Annotated in this window: 17 protein-coding genes; 10 read left to right on the top strand and 7 right to left on the bottom strand. The window is 68.7% G+C overall.

All coding sequences use genetic code 11. The annotated features are described in order from the left end of the window. Positions 1-9 precede the first annotated feature (9 nt). A complete protein-coding gene (locus ABVF28_RS02260) occupies positions 10-3,084 on the bottom strand; it encodes a DEAD/DEAH box helicase (protein WP_371029336.1) in 3,075 nt (1,024 codons plus the stop codon). Positions 3,085-3,142: 58 nt separating this feature from the next. Beyond that, a complete protein-coding gene (locus ABVF28_RS02255; RefSeq protein ID WP_371029335.1) occupies positions 3,143-4,252 on the bottom strand; it encodes a winged helix DNA-binding domain-containing protein in 1,110 nt (369 codons plus the stop codon). Between the two features lie 93 nt (positions 4,253-4,345). Here ABVF28_RS02255 and ABVF28_RS02250 point away from each other — a divergent pair, with 93 nt between their 5' ends. Next, positions 4,346-4,723, top strand: coding sequence for an ArsR/SmtB family transcription factor (locus tag ABVF28_RS02250; RefSeq protein WP_371029334.1), 378 nt, complete (start codon positions 4,346-4,348; stop codon positions 4,721-4,723). A 16-nt stretch (positions 4,724-4,739) separates the two neighbouring features. Beyond that, a complete protein-coding gene (locus ABVF28_RS02245) occupies positions 4,740-5,225 on the top strand; it encodes an SRPBCC domain-containing protein (RefSeq protein ID WP_371029333.1) in 486 nt (161 codons plus the stop codon). Between the two features lie 78 nt (positions 5,226-5,303). On the opposite strand, the gene ABVF28_RS02240 is transcribed toward ABVF28_RS02245, so the two are convergent. The 3 genes from ABVF28_RS02240 to ABVF28_RS02230 all read right to left on the bottom strand — a co-directional run bounded on the left by ABVF28_RS02240 (position 5,304) and on the right by ABVF28_RS02230 (position 9,237). After that, a complete protein-coding gene (locus tag ABVF28_RS02240; protein WP_371029332.1) occupies positions 5,304-6,743 on the bottom strand; it encodes an MFS transporter in 1,440 nt (479 codons plus the stop codon). Positions 6,744-6,805: 62 nt separating this feature from the next. Then, positions 6,806-8,050 (bottom strand): M20 family metallopeptidase, encoded by a 1,245-nt coding sequence (locus ABVF28_RS02235; RefSeq protein WP_371029331.1) that lies wholly within the window; start codon positions 8,048-8,050, stop codon positions 6,806-6,808. Then, positions 8,047-9,237 carry a M24 family metallopeptidase gene (locus tag ABVF28_RS02230; RefSeq protein WP_371029330.1) on the bottom strand — a complete coding sequence of 397 codons (1,191 nt, stop codon included), beginning with the start codon at positions 9,235-9,237 and terminating at the stop codon, positions 8,047-8,049. The genes ABVF28_RS02235 and ABVF28_RS02230 overlap by 4 nt, the downstream gene beginning before the upstream one ends. 118 nt (positions 9,238-9,355) lie before the next feature. On the opposite strand from ABVF28_RS02230, the gene ABVF28_RS02225 reads away from it, so the two are divergent. Beyond that, complete coding sequence (locus ABVF28_RS02225; RefSeq protein ID WP_371029329.1) at positions 9,356-10,780, top strand: hypothetical protein; 1,425 nt, start codon at positions 9,356-9,358, stop codon at positions 10,778-10,780. Here ABVF28_RS02225 and ABVF28_RS02220 read toward each other — a convergent pair whose 3' ends face one another. Beyond that, positions 10,781-11,530 carry a response regulator gene (locus ABVF28_RS02220; protein ID WP_371029328.1) on the bottom strand — a complete coding sequence of 250 codons (750 nt, stop codon included), beginning with the start codon at positions 11,528-11,530 and terminating at the stop codon, positions 10,781-10,783. It abuts the gene before it with no gap. Continuing rightward, positions 11,527-12,879: an ATP-binding protein gene (locus ABVF28_RS02215; protein ID WP_371029327.1), complete on the bottom strand. Its 1,353-nt coding sequence runs from the start codon at positions 12,877-12,879 to the stop codon at positions 11,527-11,529. The genes ABVF28_RS02220 and ABVF28_RS02215 overlap by 4 nt, the downstream gene beginning before the upstream one ends. A 178-nt stretch (positions 12,880-13,057) precedes the next feature. Here ABVF28_RS02215 and ABVF28_RS02210 point away from each other — a divergent pair, with 178 nt between their 5' ends. The 7 genes from ABVF28_RS02210 (at position 13,058) to clpX (ending at position 20,799) form a co-directional block, all read left to right on the top strand. Further along, the gene (locus ABVF28_RS02210; RefSeq protein ID WP_371029326.1) at positions 13,058-14,053 is read left to right on the top strand and encodes a Bug family tripartite tricarboxylate transporter substrate binding protein; all 996 of its coding nucleotides are present in this window, start codon (positions 13,058-13,060) and stop codon (positions 14,051-14,053) included. Next, a complete protein-coding gene (locus ABVF28_RS02205) occupies positions 14,050-14,730 on the top strand; it encodes a tripartite tricarboxylate transporter TctB family protein (RefSeq protein WP_371029325.1) in 681 nt (226 codons plus the stop codon). Before ABVF28_RS02210 ends, ABVF28_RS02205 begins: the two co-directional genes overlap by 4 nt. Beyond that, complete coding sequence (locus ABVF28_RS02200; RefSeq protein ID WP_371029324.1) at positions 14,718-16,286, top strand: tripartite tricarboxylate transporter permease; 1,569 nt, start codon at positions 14,718-14,720, stop codon at positions 16,284-16,286. The genes ABVF28_RS02205 and ABVF28_RS02200 overlap by 13 nt, the downstream gene beginning before the upstream one ends. 257 nt (positions 16,287-16,543) lie before the next feature. Then, entirely contained in the window at positions 16,544-17,935 is a 1,392-nt protein-coding gene (tig, locus tag ABVF28_RS02195; RefSeq protein ID WP_371029323.1) for a trigger factor, read from the top strand. A gap of 160 nt (positions 17,936-18,095) precedes the next feature. Beyond that, positions 18,096-18,710: an ATP-dependent Clp protease proteolytic subunit gene (locus ABVF28_RS02190; protein WP_104240770.1), complete on the top strand. Its 615-nt coding sequence runs from the start codon at positions 18,096-18,098 to the stop codon at positions 18,708-18,710. Positions 18,711-18,724: 14 nt separating this feature from the next. After that, a complete protein-coding gene (locus tag ABVF28_RS02185) occupies positions 18,725-19,396 on the top strand; it encodes an ATP-dependent Clp protease proteolytic subunit (protein ID WP_104253101.1) in 672 nt (223 codons plus the stop codon). A gap of 125 nt (positions 19,397-19,521) precedes the next feature. After that, positions 19,522-20,799 (top strand): ATP-dependent Clp protease ATP-binding subunit ClpX, encoded by a 1,278-nt coding sequence (clpX, locus tag ABVF28_RS02180; RefSeq protein WP_104253100.1) that lies wholly within the window; start codon positions 19,522-19,524, stop codon positions 20,797-20,799. The last annotated feature ends 50 nt before the right edge of the window (positions 20,800-20,849 follow it).

Here is a 20,849-nt window from a genome sequence, read left to right as displayed (position 1 = left end):
TCCGGTGGCCTACACCAGCAGGTCTCGGATGTCATCGGCGGAGAGCTCGGTGCTGAAGAGCTCGTCGTCGTCGATCACCGCATCGAAGAGCCTCGCCTTGCGCTCCTTGAGCGCCATGACCTTCTCCTCGATCGTGCCCTCGGCGATCATCCGGTAGACCATGACGCGTCGCTCCTGCCCGATGCGGTGCGTGCGGTCGATGGCCTGCTCCTCGCTCGCGGGGTTCCACCAGGGGTCGAGCAGGAAGACGTAGTCGGCCTCCGTCAGGTTCAGCCCGAAGCCGCCCGCCTTCAGGCTGATGAGGAACACGGGGGCCGTGCCCTCCTTGAACGAGGCGATCACGTCGGCCCGCTTCGTGGTCGTGCCGTCGAGGTAGACGTACGGGATGCCCTGGGCCTCGAGGCGAGCGGCGACGAGCTTCAGGTAGGAGGTGAACTGGCTGAACACCAGCGCACGGTGCCCCTCGGCGGCGACATCGGCGAGGTGCTCGAGGAGAGCATCGAGCTTGCTCGACGGGACGTCTCCCGGTGCCATGCCGTCGAGCCCGGCGTGTATGAGCGCGGGGTCGAGGGCGAGCAGTCTGAGGAGCGTGAGCGAGCGGAACACCGTGAAGCGGTTCTTGTCGAGGTCCTCGAGCAGGCCGAAGAGCTTCTGACGCTCCCGCTGCAGGTAGAGGTCGTAGAGCTCGCGGTGCTCCTCGCTCAGCTCGATGAACAGCGTCTGCTCCTGCTTCTCCGGCAGCTCGGGCGCGACGCGCTCCTTGGTGCGGCGGAGCAGGAAGGGGCGGATGCGCGCGCGGAGTCTCGCGAGCCGCTTGGCCCGCACCTCGGCGCTCGCCGGCTCGCTGAGCCCCGCGCCGACGCCCTCGCTCACCCCCTGCCGCTTGCCCTCGATCGTGCGCACGTACTCCTCGCCGAATCGTCGCGCTGAGGGGAACAGGCCGGGGGCGGTGATGGCGAGCAGCGCGTGGAGCTCGGTGAGGGAGTTCTCGAGCGGGGTGCCCGTGATCGCGAGCTTGAACGGCACCTCCAGCTCGCGCGCGCACTCGCTGACGAGGGAGTTCGCGTTCTTCACGAACTGTGCTTCGTCGAGCACCAGGCCTGACCATCCCGTCTCCTCGGCGACGGCGCGGTAGGCCTCGAAGTCGAGGCGGAAGAGCGCGTAGCTCGTGACGACGATGCTCGCCCCGGCTGCGACATCGGCGATCCGTCGGCCCGAGGAGGCCTGCGTCGCATCGACGATGCGCGTCACCAGCTCTGGGGTGAACCTCGCCGCCTCCGAGGCCCAGTTCGCGACGACGGACGTGGGTGCGACGACCAGGAGTGGCGCGGGCTCGTGGCCCTCTGGCGCCTCTTCGCGTGCGTGCTGTGCAAGTGCGAGCGTCTGCAGCGTCTTGCCGAGCCCCATGTCGTCGGCGAGGATGCCGCCGAGCCTGTTCCGCCAGAGGAACGCGAGCCAGTCGAGGCCCTCCTGCTGGTAGGGGCGCAGCTCTGCCTGGAGTCCGCGGGGAGGGACGATGCGTGACGGGGCGTCCTCCTGCAGCTCGCGGAGCAGCTGCCGCCACTCCACCGCCGGCTTGGCCTCGTCGGCAAGGTCCTCGAAGTCCGACCAGAGGCTCGCGTGCCGCCGGCTGATCTGCAGTCGGTTCGGCTCCCACTCGTTGAGCCCCTGCGCCTCGCTGATGAGCTCGCGCAAGGGTTCGAACGCCGGATGCTTGAGGGAGAGGTAGCTGCCGTCGATGAGCAGCAGCCTGGGCCTGCCGAGGGCGAGCGCCTTGAAGAGCTTCGTGAACGGGATCACCTTGCCGTCGACCGTGACGGTCACGCCGAGGTCGAACCAATCGTGCCGTTCGGTGGGCACGGTCGTGACGGTCAGGTTGGGTGCACCGTGGAGCTCGCGGTACTGGGGTGGAGTGCCGACGGTCTCGACGCGGATGCCGGGCAGAGCCTCGAGTCGAGGCAGTGTTTCGGCGGCGAAGCGGGCCGCGTCGATCTGCGTGAGCGTCACCCGCGCGGGCAGGGAGCCTGGCTCGTCGACGTCCTCCGGCATCCAGTCGCGCGGCAGCAGGCCCTCGTCGATCACGGAAGAGAGTGCTGGCGGCGTTGCTCGCGACCGGGGGTTCGCCCACTTCCAGCGCAGCTCCAGGCTGTGCCTCGGGCCGAACGTGGTCGTGAGGACGAGCTCGGGTGGCGCCGGGTCGGGGATGCGGACCGACGCGTCGGTGCTCCCCAGTCGCAGGTGCGCCGCGAGCTCAGGCAGGTGGGCCGCTTCGAACTCTGCGGCATCGGTGCTCGGCACCGTGAACCGCGCTCGGTGCGCCCTGCCCGGCTCCAGCAGAGCGAGTTGCGCTTGTGTGAGACGCGTGTCGCTCGGCGCGAGGCGGATGCGGTCGGGGTTGTCAGCATCGAAGGCGTAGACGCCGTGGTCGCCGACCGGTCGTGCCGTGTCGAAGTCGGCGGGCGCATCCCCGATGAGGAGGAGCGGGGCGACGTCGAGGCCGTCCTCGGTCCTGCGGGCGTCCAGCGTGAGGTTGGATGAGCGCTCGAGGGTGATGCTGCCGCGCTTGCCGGTGCCCACGAAGGCGACGTCGAGGCCGGCGGCTTCCCCCAGCATGGTCCACATGACGGGACTCGTCGCCTCATCGAGGAACACCCACTCGCTGTGCTGGCCCGGCTCCGCGGGCCGCGCCGCGCGGTGCAGGGCGAAGAACTGAGCGAACCAGGCCTGGTGCCGCGGGTCGAGATCGCGGCGACCGCGGAGGTGCCGCAGCTTCGCCCACGTGAGGTCGCCCTTGACCCACTTGCCGCGAACGCCCTGCATGACGGGCCGCACGCCGAGGCGCAGCTCGTCGAGCCCGACGCCGGCGCCACGTTCGCCCGTGAATGCTCGGCGCGACGTCGGCCCGTTCCAGCGGTACATGGTGCGGGGGATGAGCTCCCGCACCTCGAACTGCAGCGCGAGGGGCACCACCCGCTCGTGCGGCGCCGCCTGTGCGGCCGCTTCCGCGGCACCCGGCTGCTCGAGGAGCCGCCCGAGCGCGGTCCGCCACGACGCTGGCGCTTTGGGCTCACTCGGATGGGTCACCGGTGCAGTCTACGAACCACCACCCCCATCGGTGTCGTCGGGGGACGTCCTGGGGCTCTTACGGGGTCGCCTCGAAGGTGCCCTCCACGCCGAGGAAGGCTGCGTAGCGGTCCACCTGCGCTGTGATCTCACGCACCGCGGTCGCCGAGAAGCCGTCCGCGAGCGGCGTCGCGACCACGTTCGTCTTCGTTGCCGTGGTCTTCCTGGACCACAGACCGACGCACGTGCCGGAGCGCACGACTGTCGATCGGAACATCCCGTTGCCGCCCGGCACGATGAGGTCGGCGTGATCGGGATGCACGCTCGCCGAGCGGTCCTGGTAGCCGAGGATCCACTCGTCGAAGCCCGGAAGCAGCAGTGTCGGGGCGCTTTTCGGTCGCTCCCGCGCATCCAGCACCGCCGCGTCGACGAGGTGGTGCGTTCCGTCGAACTGCACCCCGGCCAGCGAGTCACCCAGCTCATCGATCGCCGACCTGAGCGTGGTGAGCGGCAGCTTGCACCAGTACTGCAGGTCGGCGAGCGTCGCTGGGCCGTGACCCCGCAGGTAGCGCTGGACGAGTTCGCGCACCGCGGCGTCGTGGTCCAGGATCACTGGGTTCGCGATCCATTCGGCGCCGAGGACCAGCTGCTGCTCGGTGCCCGTGAACGGACCGTAGACGAGGGTCGTGTCGAGCGACAGCAGCCACAGGAGGTGCGCGCCGCGCTGGCCGCCGGTCGAGATGCCGTCACGTTCCCAGGCGGCGAAGAGCTCGGCGCGCGTGAGGCGTCGGGTCTCGCTGCGTGCATCCATCTCGGTGTGCAGCGAGTTCCGGGCGGCGTTCTCGGATGCCGCGTCGATCCCCAGGTCCTGGTGGCGCTTGCGCATGGATGCGCGTGCGCGGTCGGCCGTCAGCGGCTGCAACCAGGGCAGGTCGCGTGCGGGCACGACGTGCAGCGTCCCCCGCAACGGCCAGCAGCGCACGAGCTCTCCGCGGTCGAAGCTCGCCCGGACCTCGCCGATCGTCGATCCCGAGCGGAGTCCGAGCGACCAGAGCGCGCCTGGCAGGTCCTGTCCCTGTATGGCGAGCAAGCGCTCCGCAGTACCCGCGACCGTGAGGCGATCGCCCGTGAGCGCCTGCGCGCGCTGGCGCAGGCCGAGCAGCTGCGCGCGCGTGAGTTCCTTGGTCATGACGTCAGTCTGGCGGATGCGCCCGGCGGACGAGGGAGCTGCACAGCCGGTTTGCCTTGCAAGAGTTGCGAGTCAGGCGTAACGTGCAACCAAATGGTTACACGACAGCTCAGCGAGGACGACGTCAGCCGCATCTTCCAGGCCCTGGCCGATGCGACGAGGCGCGACATCCTCATGCGCGTGCTCCGCGAAGAGCAGTCGGTGACGAGCCTCGCGGAGGCTTACGCCATGAGCTTCGCGGCCGTGCAGAAGCACGTCGCCGTGCTCACGAGGGCGGGCCTCACACAGAAGCGCAAGCAGGGGAGGGAGCAGCTCGTGCAGGCCGACAGCGCGACGCTCGCCAGGGCGACGCGGCTCCTCGAGTCCTACGAGCAGCTCTGGCGCGACCGCAGTTCCCGCATCGACGACCTGCTCGCCGACGACGACCAGACCGGAACACCCACCGCGCGCGCCGATGCCGGCGAGCAGTGATCGAGAGGAAGAGACCATGCCCGTCATCTCCACGCAGAAGGACGCGGATCAGCTCACGCTGACCGTGGTCACCGAGCACGCCGCGACGCCGGAGCGGGTCTGGCAGCTCTGGGAGGACCCGCGCCAGCTCGAGCGCTGGTGGGGCCCACCGACCTGGCCTTCGACGGTGGACGAGTTCGAGTTCGAGCCGGGCGGCCGGGTGTCCTCGCATATGACCGGCCCCGACGGCAGCACTGCTGGCGAATGGTGGGAGTTCGTCAGCGTCCAGCCGCACCGCACGCTGTCGTTCGACAACGGGTTCGCGCACGATGACGGCTCCCGGAACCTCGAGCTGCCGGTCATGCGCTGCACCGTCACGATCGAAGGTCACGGGAACGTCACCCGCATGACCACCGTCTCCGTGTTCTCATCGCCCGCTGACTTCGACAGCATCCTCGAGATGGGGATGGCCGAGGGCATGACGGAGGCGATGGGCCAGATCGACGGGGTCCTCGCGAGCTGACGCATCCGCCCTGCGACAAAGCGGCGCGCGTAGGGGCATCGAGCCTCCACGCGCGCCGCTCGGACGTGCTGCTCTCGCCTACTTGTTGATCTTGCCGACGAGGTGCTCGCCCGCGGCGACGCGTTCGGAGTCGTCGCTGCCGGGGATGACGTTGCCGCGCAGCGAGCGCCCGGCGGTCTCCTTGAAGGTCAGCACCGAGATGAGGCCGATGAGGCCCGCGCCGGCGAGATAGAAGCCGGGGATGAGCACGTTGCCGGTCTGGTCGATGAGCCACGTGTTGGCCGAGGCCGCCGTGCCGCCGAAGATCGCCGTCGAGATGTTGTATCCGATCGCGAACCCCGAGTACCGCACCGCGGTCGGGAACAGCGCTGGCAGCGTGGAGGAGATCGTCGAGATGATCATCACCAGGAACAGGCCCAGGATGCCGAGTCCGGCGATCTGCGCGATGAGCGATCCGGTCTGGATGAGCATCACCGCTGGTACCGAGAACACCGTGAAGCCGATGCTCGCGGCGATGAGCTGCGGTTTCCGTCCGATCCGGTCGGAGAGCGCGCCGAACGGCAGGATGACGGCCATCATGAGCAGCTGGATGACCACCAGGGAGAAGGTCGACTCGGCGGTGCTCTGGTCGAGCGTCGTCGACAGGTACGTCGGCATGTACGTCAGCACGAGGTAGAAGGCGACGTTGATGAGGATCACGAAGCCGAACAGCTTGAGCACCTGCATCGGGTAGTTCTTGAGGAGCGACACGAGCGCACCGATCGCGGACTGCTTCTCGCCCGGCTGCTGCGCGTCGTCGACGAACGTCTCGGACTCGCTCAGGTGGCGGCGCATCCACAGGGCGACGAGGCCGAGGGGGAGCGTCAGCAGGAACGGCAGTCGCCACCAGCCCTCGAGCATCCCGTCGTCGCCGACGATGAAGGCGAGGGTCGTGCACAGGATGGCGGCGGCGCTGGCGCCCGCGAGCGTGCCGAACTCGAGGAACGAGCCGAAGAAGCCGCGCTTGTCGTCAGGAGCGTGCTCCGACATGAAGATGGCCGCGCCCGCGTACTCGCCGCCGGCGGAGAAGCCCTGCAGCATGCGGAGCAGGATGAGAAGGATCGGCGCCACGAAGCCGATCGAGTCGAAGGAGGGCAGGAGCCCGATCGTGGCCGTCGAGAGGCTGATCATGATGATCGTGAAGACGAGCACCTTCTGGCGCCCGATGCGGTCGCCGAGCGGTCCGAGGACGATACCGCCGAGCGGGCGCACGAGGAACGACACGGCGAAGGTCGCGAACGTCAGGATGAGGGCGAGCGCGCCGCCCTGATCGTCGCTGAACGTGAAGAACAGCTGCGAGACGTAGATGGCGAGGTAGCCGTAGATGCCGTAGTCGAACCACTCGATGGCGTTGCCGATCGCGGAACCGGCGACTGACTTTCGTGCGGTCTTGCGCTGGATGGGGGTGAGGTCGATCTCGCGCGTCAGGGGCGCAAGGGTGGCGCTGTGGCCCCCTTGGTTGGACTGATCAGAGGACATGGGGGCTCCTTGCTGAAAGTTCCACACGGGTAATGCCCAAGTCCAGCGCGCCCACCTGGGTGTTACCGGGACGACTCGCCGAGACGGAGCGCTATAAGCGCGTAGGCGCGCGCGGCGATGAGGAGGTCGCTGACCTGCACGCGCTCCTCCGGCTGGTGCGCCTGCGTCTTGACGTCGCCGGGTCCGAGGATGACGACGGGGATCTCGTGATGCCGGGCGATGAACCCACCCTCGCAGGCCGCGCTCCATCCGCCGATGCTCGAGGTGCCGCCCGCGTCGGCGACGGCCCGCACCGCCGTGCCGGGGACGGGCGAGTCGGGCGGGGTGAGGAACCCGGGCATCGCCATGTCGAGCTGGCCGGTGACCGTGATGCGTTCGGCGTTCAGCATCCCGCTCGTCTCGATCGCCGACCGGATGCGCGCGAGCACGTCCTCGAGGATCTCCTCCGGCTCCTCGTGCGGGAGCACCCGTCGGTCGACGTAGAGTGTGCACTCTTCCGCGACGATCGAGGTGCCGTGACCGCCGGCGATCATGCCGACGTTCCAGCTCCCGGTGCCGATCAGGCCGGGTACTGCTGGGGCCTGCTGCGCGATGTGTCTCGCGTCGTCCTCGATGGTCTGCACGGCGATGGCCGCTGCTGCGATGGCGCTCGCTCCGTCAGCCGGATTGCCGGCGTGGGCTGCGGCCCCGCGCAGCGTGATGATGAAGTTCGTGGCGCCTCGGCACGCGACCACGGTGTCGAGGCCGGTCGGCTCGGCGACGACGCACGCCGTGTACGGCAGCGGCTCGCCCGCACTCCGCACCTCACGCGCTGTGGGCGCGTCCGCGATGTAGCGGAGCGCACCCGTCGCGGTGTCCTCCTCGTCGACGGTGCAGAGCAGTGAGAGGCGAACATCCGGGTGCTCCGAGTGCACGGCAGACATCGCCGCGATCACGGCGGCGAGTCCGCCCTTCATGTCGACGGCGCCTCGGCCGATGAGCTGGCCGTCGATGAGGCGCGGCTCGAACGGGTCGCCGAGCCAGCCGGCCCCCGCGGGCACGACATCGCTGTGTCCGAGGAAGAGCAGGGCGGGGCCATTGCCGTCGCCGATCTCGGCGAGCAGGTTGTGCCGACCGGGCGCGACCTCGGTGAGCGTGACCTGGGCCCCAGCCCGCTCGCAGAGCGATGCGAGGACCTCGACGGTCGCGGCTTCCGTCTCACCGGGGTTCTCGCCCCTCGCGCGGATGAGCTCGGCAGCGTCAGCGACGATGCTCTCGAGGTCGAGCCGTGCGAGCACCGCGTTCTCGGCTGCGCTCGGCCCGGTCACGCGTCACCCTTCACGATGAGCTCGCGCGGCGCGCTGGTCAGCACCTCGACGCCCGTCTCGGTGATGCGGATCGACTCGGACACCTCGAAGCCGAAGCCCGTCATCCACATGCCCGCGATGAGGTGGAAGGTCATGTTGGGGGCCAGCACCGTCTCTTCGCCCGAGCGGATGCTCACGGTGTGCTCGCCCCAGTCGGGCGGGTAGCCGATGCCGATCGAGTAGCCGAGGCGCGACGCCTTCGTGAGCCCCTGCTTCGCGAGCACCGCATCCCAGACCGCGACTGCCGCCTCGGGGGTCTGGCCTGGACGCAGCAGCTCGAGCGCGGCGTCGAAGCCGTCGAGGGTCGTCGCGGCGACCCGCTGCAGCTCAGCGCTCGGCTGGCCGAGGCTCACGGTGCGAGCGAGCGGGGCGTGGTAGCGGCGGTGGGCGCCCGCGAGCTCGAGGCAGACGGCCTCCCCGGCCACGATCTCGGCGCTCGACCACGTCAGGTGAGGCGTGTCTGCGCCCTCGCCCGCCAGCATCATGGGAACGATCGACGGGTAGTCGCCCTCGGCGTCGCCGATCCCCGCGGCCTGCGCGGCCTGGATCTCCGCGACGATGTCGCTCTGCCTCCTGCCGCCGCGCAGCGCATCGATACCGACCGCCATCGCGTTCGAGCTCACGGCGGCTGCGCTCCGCATGAGCGCGAGCTCCGCATTCGACTTCACGAGGCGCACCCAGTTGACGAGCTCCCGACTGTCGACGAGCTCCCACTCGGGGAGCCTGCGCTGCAGGGTCAGGAAGGATCGAACCGAGAAGAAGTGCGCCTCCGACTCGTAGCCGACGCGCATCCTCCTGGCCGCGTGCCCGCGCTCGCGGAGCTCGGTGGCCGCCCAGTCCATGGGGTGCACCTCGGCGCGATGCACGAGGCTCTCCGGGTAGCCGGCGACCTGCTCGCGCGGCAGCCACGTGGTGTGATGCGCGCCGTGCGCATCCATGGCCCGCATGACGAGCAGCACATCACCGTCGGCCGGCACGAAGAGGAACTGCGGCATGTAGAACGACCAGGCGTTGTACCCCGTCAGGTAGTGGAGGTTGGCCGGGTCGGTCACGAGCAGGGCGTCGAGGCCGGCGTCCTGCATCCGGACTCGCGTGTTCGCGAGCCTGACCTCGAACTCCTCACGGCTGAAGTCTGCGAGCTGCGACATTCGGGCCCTCCTTCTCTGACGGCGGTCTCGAGAATCTACTCGCTCGCAGGCCCGGCTGAGTGCATGTAGTTCAATGGATGCGCGATCACTGCCCCGTTCATCGCCCCGAGGAGCTCACGTGCCAGACAACTCGACGCCAGACGACTCCGAGAAGGACGACGGCGCCGTCGACTATTCGCAACGCGACTACCAGGCGCCGACGGGGTACCGTGCCCCGGACTTCGTGTCGAAATGGGCGGCGCAGGACAGCAGGGGCGACGCGCAGCGGCTCGAGGACGAGCAGCGCGAAGCTGTTCGGGATGCGCAGGACGCCGACCGCGATCCGTACGGCACTCCGCCGTCGACGACAACAGGGGATGACACCCCGGCTGGACTGTCTGACCCGCCGCGCACGCTGGAGGAGCTCGACGCGATCATCCGCCGCGAGCAGGAAACGCAGTCGGCGGGGCACGTGCTTCCCGGCGCGGGGGACGGCGAAGAGCTCTCGCAGCCGGCTGACGTCACACTCAACCGCGAGGAACTGCTCACGCGGGTCGCGACCGACAGCAGCGCCCTCCTCGGGAAGCGTGCCAGGGAGGTCCAGAGCGCCCTGGTCAGCGGCCGGCCGGGGACCGGCGCGGGGCAGCGGGGAGAGGCCTCCTGGACTCCGTCGGAGCAGCGTCCCGTGCCGCCGGCAGCACCCTCGCCTGCGTCGAAGGGAACCGCTGCGACGGCGAAGAAGGGCGGTGGCGGCTGGTTCGGCGTCATCGCCGCCATCCTCGCCCTCACCTTCGCGATCTCCGGGATCTCGTTCATCGCCTGGGTGCTCGTCGTCGTCTCGCTCATCGCGAGCATCGGCCTGCTGCGTGCCGGCGGAGGGCGCCGCGTCGTCGGCGTCATCACGCTCGTCCTGACGGTCGTGGCGCTCGTGATCCAGCTGATCGGCTCGACGGGTGGCTCGATCCGGGGAGCGGTCACGGAGCTCTCCGGCGGCACCGGCACGCTCGATCTCAACGGGACGACCACCGTCTCGGGAACCGGCAACGCGCGGTTCGACGTCACCCTGCCGGGCGGATCTGCGGACATCGGCCTGCTGCAGGTCGAGTTCGAGGGCGAACGGCTGCGCATCTACGACGTCGACGCCGACGGCGAGCAGATGGGCGGCTCCTCTCTCTCCGCCTACGACGAGTACTCGGGCCTCGCCGTCATCAACGAGTGGACGGACGACGAGTTCCGCGCCATCGACATCGAGGCCGAGGGGGACTGGACGGTGACGCTCGTCTCCACGGACACGCTGCCCTCCTTCGACGACCAGTACTCGGGGTCCGGGCCGGAGGTCGTGCTCTACACGGGCGCCGGTGGGGACGCGACCTTCACCTTCGAACCGGAGCAGAGCATCTCGATCGACACGTTCGGCGCTGACAGCTGGTACGAGAGCATCAGCGAGGTCACGTCGCTCACCAGGCCCTTCCCGGCCGGTCCCACGATCATCCGCGTCGAGCCGTACGAGGACACGGCCTGGAGCATCAGCTTCGAGGGCGCGGCACCCACCCCGACCAGCTAGTCAGGACGCGCGGCGGTAGCGGAGCTCGGGGCGGCCGCGCTTGCCGTAGACCGGTTCGAGGACCGCCAGGCCGCGCGCGCAGAGGTGGTCGAGGTACCGACGCGCGGTGACGCGGGAGAGGCCGCACCCCTCCGCGACGTCGAGCGCGGACTGCCACTCCGATCCGAGGTGGGCGAGGACGAGCTTGATCGTCGGCTCCGAGAGTCCCTTCGGCAGGGGCCTGCCCCGCGTCGTCGGCGACGGGAGTCCCTGGGCGCCTGCCCGGTCGGCCGACGGGGCAGGACCGCCGCCGCGCCGCGCGAGCAGCCCGTCGATGTCCTGCTGCCGGAGTGGGGCCGTCTGCGGCGTGGCGGCCTCCGGCTTCGGCGCGGCCACGCGAGTGTCCCGGTAGTTGACGAGCCTGGCCTCGAAGTTGGCCTTTGAGAACGGCTTCACGAGGTAGTCCGCGATGCTTGCCGTCGCGAGCTGCGCGACGGACAGGCGGTCGTTGGCCGACGAGATGATGACGGCATCGAAGGAGTCGCCGAGCAGCTGACGCAGGCGGCGCAGCACCTCGACGCCGCTGAAGTCCGGGAGGTGCACGTCGAGCAGCACCAGGTCGATCTCCGTGCCGGCGGCCACCTCCAGGGCCTCCTGGCCGCTGCCTGCGGTGGCGACGACCTCGAAGCCGTCGACGCCCGCGAGCATTCGCTCGTGCAGGCGTCTGACGGCGGTCTCGTCATCGACGATGAGCGTGCGGATGGCGGTCACGGTGCGATCCTCCCAGCAGTCGGAGCTTCAGAGGACCCGCCCGCGCCGCGCGCACCAGCGGCGGACAGAGTCGCCACGAAGCGCGCGCCGCCCAGCTCGCTGTCCGAGATGACGAGGTCTCCGCCGTGTTCCCGTGCGAGGCGGCGCACGAGGCCGAGGCCGACGCCGCGCGGAATCACAAGACCGTCCATCGTCTGCGTCTCCTTGGTCGAGAAGCCGACCTCGGTGATCTGGCTCCTGAGCTCCTCCGGAACCCCCGGACCGCTGTCGTCGACCTGCATCCGCAAGCCGGAGGGTGCCGCCTCGACGGCGACGCGCACGATTCCGCGGGCACCCTGGGCTTCGACGGCCTCGGTCGCATTGCCGACGAGGTTGCTGAGCACGGTGGCCGCATCGTCGTCGAAGATGAGCTCGAGGACGGCCCGATCGTCGCTCTCGACATCGGCGTGGAGCTGCCCGCCGTGCTCGCAGAGGCGCGCGCTCGCAGCTGCCAGGATCGCTCGGATTCGGACGGGCGCATCTGAGAGGGCCTGTTCGAGCTCTGGATCTGCGGCGAGCGAATCCACCGGCGTCAGCGAGCGGATGTACTCGAGAGCCTCGCCCCGCTCGTCGACCTCGATGAGCCCGAAGAGGACGTGCAGGCGGTTCGAGAACTCGTGGGTCTGCTCGCGAAGTGCCGCCGACAAGCGGCGCTGCGTCTCGAGCTCCTGGGCCGCAACCGCGAGATGGTCGAAGCGTCGGCCGAGGACTAGGGAGACCCCGGCGGCGCACGCGAGCCCGAAGAGCCCCGCGCCGATGACCCACGGGACCACCTGCCAGATGCGATCCTCCAGCTGCGCGGAGATCGAGGACTCGAGGATGCCGACCGATGCGGTGCCGACCACGACCCCGTCACGCCAGACCGGCACCTTCGCGCGGAGCGTCGGACCCACCGTGCCGACCTCGGAGCCGACGAACGTCTCGCCTCCGAGCGCGACGCTAGGGTCGGTCGAGACCATCTCGCCTCGCCGCTCGGGCACCGGGTGGGTGATGCGGATGCCCTCGTCGTCGGTGATGACGACGTAGTCGACGCCCGCGGACTCCGCGACGAGATCGGCGATCGGCTGCAGCGTGTCACCGGCATCCGGTTCGCCGACGGCGTCGACCACAGCAGGCAGCTCGGCGAGGCTCATAGCCACGGCGAGCGTGCGCTCGCCGGTCTCCTCGCGGATGGAGGTGTGCTGCACCTGGAGTGCCACGAGCAGCGTCGCGAGCATGCAGATCACGACGATCGAGAACTGCACGGCGACGAGCGTGAGCACGCGTGGGCCGCGCAGGGCGCGGAGCTGCGCGCGCGGTTCATTGGCCATGCCGTTCCAACACCTCCCCGTGCACCGATCGTCGAGGAGCACCGGCTGCTCCGGCGGACCTCCGTGTCCACAAAGACCATAAAGGCCAGAAGGCATCGACGCTCAATCCCGGTGCAATCGTAGAGAGCGCGCAGACCAGCGCGGCGACAGAGTCGTTGCCAACGGAAGGAATACTCCATTGAGTAGAACAAGACTCCCGAACAAGCTGCTCACCTCGCTCTTCGCCATCGTCACGGTCGCTGTCCTCGGCTTCGCGGTCGTGGACGCGAGCAGTGCGGGTGCCGGAGCATCGGCGAGGAGCAAGCTCACGATCATGGCGCCGGCGGCGCCCGGCGGTGGATGGGATGCCTTCGCCCGCGAAGCGCAGCAGGCGCTGCGAGCCAACGGCATCGTCAACAACGCCCAGGTCGTGAACGTGCCCGGCGCGGGTGGGACGATCGGGCTCAGCCAGCTGCTGCAGATGCAGGGGCGCGACGACATGCTCATGGTCACCGGTGGTGTCATGGTCGGGGCGACCGTGCTTTCCAACACGGGCGAGTCGCTCGCCGACACGGTGCCCATCGCCCGCCTTGCCGACGACTACAACGCGCTTGTCGTGCCGGCCTCGTCGCCGTACAACACCCTCGACGAGTTCGTCGAGGGCATGGAGAAGGACCCGGGCGGCCACTCGATCGCGGGCGGCTCGCTCGGCGGCATCGACCACCTCCTCAGCGGCATGCTCGGAAAGGCCGTCGGCGTCGACCCGAAGGACGTGAACTACGTCGCCTACTCGGGCGGCGGTGAGGTGCTCTCGTCGCTGCTCTCGAGCACCACCGCGGCAGGGCTCTCCGGCTACAACGAGTTCAGGGACCAGATCGAGGCCGGCACCCTCAAGGCGCTCGCGATCTCCGCCCCCGACCCTGTCGATGGCATCGACATCCCGACCTTCAAGCAGGAGGGCGTCGACGTCGCGATGGTCAACTGGCGGGGCGTGGTCGCCCCACCCGACATCGACGATGCGACGCGCGACGAGCTCGTCGCCATCGTCACCGAGCTCGAGAACAGCCCCGAATGGGCTGACGCGCTCGACCGGAACAACTGGACGGACAGCTTCCAGCCCGGCACCGATTTCGAAGATTTCCTCGTCGGCGAGACCGACCAGGTCACCGCACTCGTGAAGGAGCTCGGACTATGAGTCAGGTGCAGAACCAGCGTGAGGCGCAGCGCTCTCGAGATTCGAGAGGGTCAGCTACCAGCAGCATCCAGACGGGCCCGCGCTCCTGGTGGCACGGAAGGAGCGAACTCGGCGTCGCCGCGTTCGTCTTCCTCCTCGCCGCGGTCTTCGCGATCGGCACAGCCACCATGGACGTCCCGGCAACCGCGGGAGTCCCCGGGCCGCAGTTCTTCCCGACCATCGTCGTCATCCTCCTCTTCATCGTCTCCATCGCTCTCGCGATCACCGTCATCCGCAGGCCAGCACGCGATGACGAAGACGAAGCTGACCAGATGCTCGAGATCTCACCGGAGCTGCTCGAGGACATCGGACAGATCGACACGACCTCCGAGATCCGCGTCGTCACGGCCGCCGCGGGGGAGGAGCGCAAGAAGCGCGACGGCACCGACTGGAAGACCCTCGGCATCGTCTTCGCCGCGCTCGCGGGCACTGCGCTGCTGCTCGAGCCGGTCGGCTGGATCATCACGGCCGCCGCACTGTTCTGGGTGGTCGCCTACGCCCTCGGCAGCAAGCGCCACCTCTTCGACATCGGGGTCGCTTTCCTCTTCTCGTCACTCGTGCAGCTGTCGTTCTCGGCGGGCCTCGGCCTGACGCTGCCGTCCGGAATCCTGAGCGGAGTCCTCCCATGGATCAGCTGACCCACCTCCTCGAGGGCTTCACCGTCGCCCTCACCCCCATCAACCTCCTCTGGCTGCTCATCGGCGCCGTCCTCGGGACCGCGGTGGGCGTGCTGCCCGGCCTCGGCTCCGCCATGGCCGTCGCGCTGCTGCTCCCCGTCACCTTCAGCCTCGACCCGACCGGCGCGTTCATCATGTTCGCGAGCATCTACTTCGGCGGACTCTTCGGCGACTCGACCTCGGGCATCCTGCTCAACACTCCGGGAAACTCCTCGGCGATCGCGACGACGTTCGAGGGCCACCGGATGGCGAAGGACGGCCGAGCCGCGAAGGCGCTCGGAACCTCCGCCATCGGCGCGTTCATCGGCGGCACGATCGCGACGGCGCTCGTCGTGTTCTTCTCGCCGTTCCTCGTGCAGCTGGCGACGCAGTTCGGGCCTGCCGAGTACTTCGCGCTGGCCGCGTTCGCGTTCGTCGCGATCTCCTCGGTGGTCGCCGACTCCGTCATCCGCGGTCTCATCGCGCTCGGCATCGGCCTCGCGATCGCGCTGGTCGGCGTCGACGGCCCCTCCGGTGCCTCGCGCTTCACGATGGACCTGCCGCAGTTCTTCGACGGCATCTCGATCATCGTGGTGACGGTCGGCCTCCTCGCGATCGGCGAGGTCCTGCACGTCGCCAGCCGCATCCACCGCGAGGGCGGGCTCACGAAGATCCCCGCGTCCGGATCGCCGTACCTGAACCTTCGTGAGCTCCGACAGGCCCTCCCGGCGTGGCTTCGCGGAACCGCTTACGGCGTGCCCTTCGGCGCGATCCCCGTCGGCGGCTCCGAGGTGCCCACCTTCCTCGCGTACGGCACGGAGAAGCGCCTCGCGAAGCGCCGCGGCGACCGCGACTTCGGCACGCGCGGCGCCATCCAGGGTGTCGCCGCGCCCGAGGCGGCCGGCAACGCCACCGCAGGAACGGCGATGGGCGCGCTGCTCGCGCTCGGCCTCCCCACGTCGGCAACGGCCGCGATGATGCTCGCCGCGTTCCAGCAGTACGGGATGCAGCCGGGGCCGCTCCTCTTCGAGCGCAGCGCAGACCTCGTCTGGCCGCTCCTCGCGAGCCTCTTCGTCGGGCTCCTCATCCTCCTCATCATCAACCTGCCGTTCGCCGCGGTCTGGGCGAAGCTGCTGCTGATCCCGCGCCACTACCTGTACGCGGGCATCACGGGCTTCGCGATGCTCGGGGTCTACGCCATCGCCTCGTCGCCCGTCGACCTCTGGCTGGCTCTCGCGATCGGCGCGTTCGGCTTCGTGATGCGGCGCTACGCCATCCCGCTCGCTCCCGTGCTCATCGCCGCGATCCTCGGACCGCTCGCCGAGACCGAGCTGCGCCGCGCGCTGGCGGTCAGCGAAGGTGACCTGGGCATCCTCGTCGACTCGCCCATCACCATCGCGCTGTACGTGCTCATGGCCGGTGCCATCGTCATCAGCGCCATCCAGCACCTGCGGACTCGCGCCCGCGAGAAGCAGATCCAGAAGGCCAAGACGGAGGCCGTCGCCGTCCAGGCCGCCGAGCGAGAGGACGCCAGGTAGCGCCGACCAGCGGATGCCGCGAGGGCAGGTGGATGCGCACAGCGCGCCCACCTGCCCTCGCGCGTTCCCCGGATCCGCGCTCGCGCCTCCGCGCCCACACGAATCCTGATTGCCGGTAGAGTGCTGTCGTTTGTGGGTGCCGTAGGCTGTTCGCAGCCGCATCAGTGCGGCGATACGCCCATCTGGGTGGTGCGCGGCGTGCAGTCGCACCCCGCTCCACGCGCGAATCCGCGCAGTCACCCCACGTATCTCAGGAGATGCCCCACGTGAAGACCTCGGTCGAACAGATCAACCCGACCCGCGTCAAGCTGACGATCAACGTAGAACCGGCTGAACTCAAGCCATACGTCGACTCGGCCTACCGCACCATCGCAGAGCAGATCCAGGTGCCCGGCTTCCGCCGCGGCAAGGTTCCGACGCCGATCATCGACCAGCGCGTCGGTCGCGCCGCCGTCCTCGACCAGGCGATCTCCGATGGCCTCGACGTGTTCTTCAACCAGGCCGTCGCAGAGTCCGACGTGCAGCCGCTCGGTCGCCCGAAGGCCGACATCGTCGAGACGCCGAACGTCGCCGACTTCGCAGGCGACCTCGTCGTCGAGGTCGAGGTCGACTCGCGTCCCTCGATCGAGCTCCCCTCCTACGACGGCATCAAGGTCGAGGTCGAGGCTGCGGCCGTCGACGCGGCTGACGTCGACGCCGAGCTCGAAGAGCTCCGCAAGCGCTTCGGCACGCTCGTCACCGCAGACCGCCCGATCGAGGACGGCGACTTCGTGACGCTCGACCTCATCGCGACGGTCGACGGCGAGAAGGTCGACGAGGCCGAGGGCATCTCGTACGAGCTCGGCTCCGGCCAGCTCCTCGAAGGCACCGACGAGGCGCTCCTCACGCTCACCGCAGGCGAGGAGACCACCTTCCGCTCCAGGCTGCTCGGCGGCGAGCACGAGGGCAAGGAAGCAGAGATCACGGTCACCGTGCAGTCGGTCAAGGACCGCGAGCTGCCCGAGGTCGACGACGAGTTCGCGCAGATCGCGAGCGAGTTCGACACGATCGAGGAGCTCCGCGCCGACCTCGAGACGCAGGCCAAGAGCAAGAAGACGTTCGAGCAGGTCGATGCCGCACGCGAGAAGATCGTCGAGCAGCTCCTCGAGCTCGTCGAGATCCCGCTGCCGGAGACGCTCATCAACGATGAGGTCACGCGCCACCTCGAGCAGGAGGGCCTCCAGCCCGACGACGAGCACGGTGTCGAGGTTCGCGCGAACGCCGAGAAGTCCTTCCGCCAGCAGGTGCTCCTCGACGAGGTCATCAAGGCCGAGGGCGTCGAGGTCGAGCAGGACGAGCTCACGCAGTTCCTCATCCAGTCGGCAGCCCAGTACGGCATGGCTCCGCAGGAGTTCATCGGCGTCCTGCAGGAGAACAACCAGCTCCCCGGCATGATCGGCGAGGTCGCACGCTCCAAGGCCATCCTGTTCGTTCTGGACAAGGCCGAGGTCGTCGACACCAACGGCGACGCCGTCGACATCTCCGAGTTCACGGTCGCTGTCCAGCGCGCCAAGGACAAGGCAGCCGCAGCTGAGGCCGAGGCGTCCGCCGACGCCGTCGAGTCAGAAGAGGTCGCCTCCGACGAGGTCAAGGACGACGAGGCCAAGTAGTCTCCAGTTCCACTTCGCGAAGCGCCGCCGGCATCACACCGGCGGCGCTTCGTGCATGTCTGGCCCTTTGCCAGGCACCGTGTGCCGTGGGCGAACAGGCCAGCGCTGGCCTCGCGGCTCTACTAGATTCGGTGACGACCGTTAGGGAAATGGAGCGACCGTGGCTGATATTCAACTGCCGAACAGCGTCTTCGACAGGCTCTTGAAAGACCGCATCATCTGGCTCGGGTCCGAGGTGCGCGATGAGAACGCGAACGAGATCTGCGCGAAGATCCTGCTGCTTGCTGCAGAGGACCCTGAGCGAGACATCTACCTCTACATCAACTCGCCGGGTGGATCGATCACCGCAGGTATGGCGATCTTCGACACGATGGAGTTCGTGCCGAACGACATCGTCACCGTGGGCATCGGCATGGCGGCCTCCATGGGCCAGCTCCTGCTGACCGCAGGTGCGCCGGGCAAGCGCTACATCACGCCGAACGCGCGCGTCCTGCTGCACCAGCCGCACGGCGGCTTCGGCGGCACGGCGAGCGACATCCAGACCCAGGCGCAGCTGATCCTCGACATGAAGGCGCGCCTCGCGTCGATCACGGCACAGCGCACGGGCAAGAGCCTCGAGCAGATCAACGAGGACGGCGACCGCGACCGCTGGTTCAACGCCGATGAGGCGCTGGCGTACGGCTTCGTCGACCACATCCGTTCGTCGGCGACCGAGGTCACGGGCGGCGGCGGCACCAAGCGCGACGCCGAGTCCACGTCCGAGTCGGCAGAGTAAGGAAGCCAGAGCATATGAACACCCCATTTCTGACCGGCGGCTCGCCGGCAGGCGTCCAGAGCCCCTCTTCGCGGTACATCCTGCCGTCGTTCGAGGAGCGCACGGCGTACGGCTACAAGCGCCAGGACCCGTACGCGAAGCTCTTCGAGGACCGCATCATCTTCCTCGGAGTGCAGGTCGACGACGCCTCGGCTGACGACATCATGGCCCAGCTCCTCGTGCTCGAGAGCCAGGACCCTGACCGCGACATCACGCTGTACATCAACTCGCCCGGCGGATCGTTCACGGCCATGACGGCGATCTACGACACGATGCAGTACATCCGTCCAGAGGTCTCCACCGTGTGCCTCGGGCAGGCAGCCTCCGCGGCCGCCGTGCTGCTCGCCGCGGGACAGCCCGGCAAGCGCCTCGCTCTCCCGAATGCTCGTGTCCTCATCCACCAGCCCTCGACCGGCGGCGCCGGCCAGGGGCAGGCGTCGGACATCGAGATCCAGGCGCAGGAAGTGCTGCGGATGCGCACCTGGCTCGAGGAGGCGCTCTCGCGTCACTCGGGCAAGCCCGTCGACAAGGTGAACCGCGACATCGAGCGCGACAAGATCCTGTCGGCCGCCGAGGCCCTCGAGTACGGCCTCATCGACCAGGTGCTCACGAGCCGCAAGGGCGCCGAGCCGGTCATCATCGACTAGTTCGAGTAGACCGAACAGCGACATGCAGTGCCCGGATGGCCGTGTCGGGGGAGTCCCCCTGGCGCGGCCATCCGGGCAATGTCGGTGGTTCGGGTTAGTCTTGGCAGACCGCGAAGGAGGTCCTCATGGCACGTATCGGTGAAAGCAGCGAGTTGCTGAAATGCTCGTTCTGCGCCAAGAGCCAGAAGCAGGTCAAGCAGCTCATCGCTGGTCCTGGTGTCTACATCTGCGACGAGTGCGTCGAGCTGTGCAACGAGATCATCGAAGAGCGCATGGCCGACTCCGAGACCAGCGAAGTCAAGGACTTCGAGCTCCCGAAGCCGCGCGAGATCTTCGCCTTCCTCGAGGAGTACGTCATCGGGCAGGAGCCCGCGAAGAAGGCACTCGCCGTCGCGGTCTACAACCACTACAAGCGTGTCCGCGCGCTCGGCCAGATCACCTCTGCAGAAGAGCGGGTCGACGAGGTCGAGATCTCGAAGAGCAACATCATGCTCATCGGGCCAACCGGATGCGGCAAGACCTACCTCGCGCAGTCGCTCGCGAAGCGGCTCAACGTGCCGTTCGCTGTCGCTGACGCGACGGCGCTGACCGAGGCGGGGTACGTCGGCGAAGACGTCGAGAACATCCTGCTGAAGCTGCTGCAGGCCGCTGACTTCGACGTGAAGCGTGCCGAGACGGGCATCATCTACATCGATGAGATCGACAAGATCGCGCGCAAGGCGGAGAACCCGTCCATCACGCGCGACGTCTCCGGCGAGGGTGTCCAGCAGGCGCTGCTGAAGATCCTCGAAGGCACTGTCGCGTCGGTTCCGCCGCAGGGTGGCCGCAAGCATCCGCAGCAGGAGTTCATCCAGATCGACACGACGAACGTGCTCTTCATCGTGGCGGGTGCCTTCGCGGGCCTGGAGGAGATCGTCTCGCAGCGTGCCGGCAAGAAGGGCATCGGCTTCGGCGCCCCCCTGCACTCGAAGAACGATGATCGCGACCTCTACAGCGAGGTGCTCCCGGAAGACCTGCACAAGTTCGGGCTCATCCCGGAGTTCATCGGCCGCCTTCCCGTCATCACGACGGTCTCGCCGCTCGATCGGGGCGCACTCATCGACATCCTCACGCAGCCGCGCAATGCGCTCGTGAAGCAATACCAGAAGATGTTCGAACTCGACGGTGTCGAGCTCGTCTTCGACGAAGGCGCGCTGGAGGAGATCGCCGACCTCGCGGTGCTGCGCCAGACCGGTGCCCGCGGGCTCCGAGCCATCCTCGAGGAGACGCTCGGGCCGGTCATGTTCGATGTGCCCTCTCTCGACGACGCGAGCCGAGTCGAGATCACTCGCGACGTGGTGCTCAAGAACGCCGCACCGACGATCATCCCGCGACCGGAGCTGCGCGCCGAGAAGTCGGCCTAGCTCACCGTCGCGTGAGCGCCTCGACGACGTCCAGAAGCCCCGCCTGCCTC

It is taken from the genome of Pseudoclavibacter sp. JSM 162008 (assembly GCF_041366455.1).
In the GTDB taxonomy this organism is placed as follows: domain Bacteria; phylum Actinomycetota; class Actinomycetes; order Actinomycetales; family Microbacteriaceae; genus Pseudoclavibacter.
The sequence above is the reverse complement of the archived record's forward strand: the minus strand, read 5'-3'. Positions and strand labels throughout refer to the sequence as shown.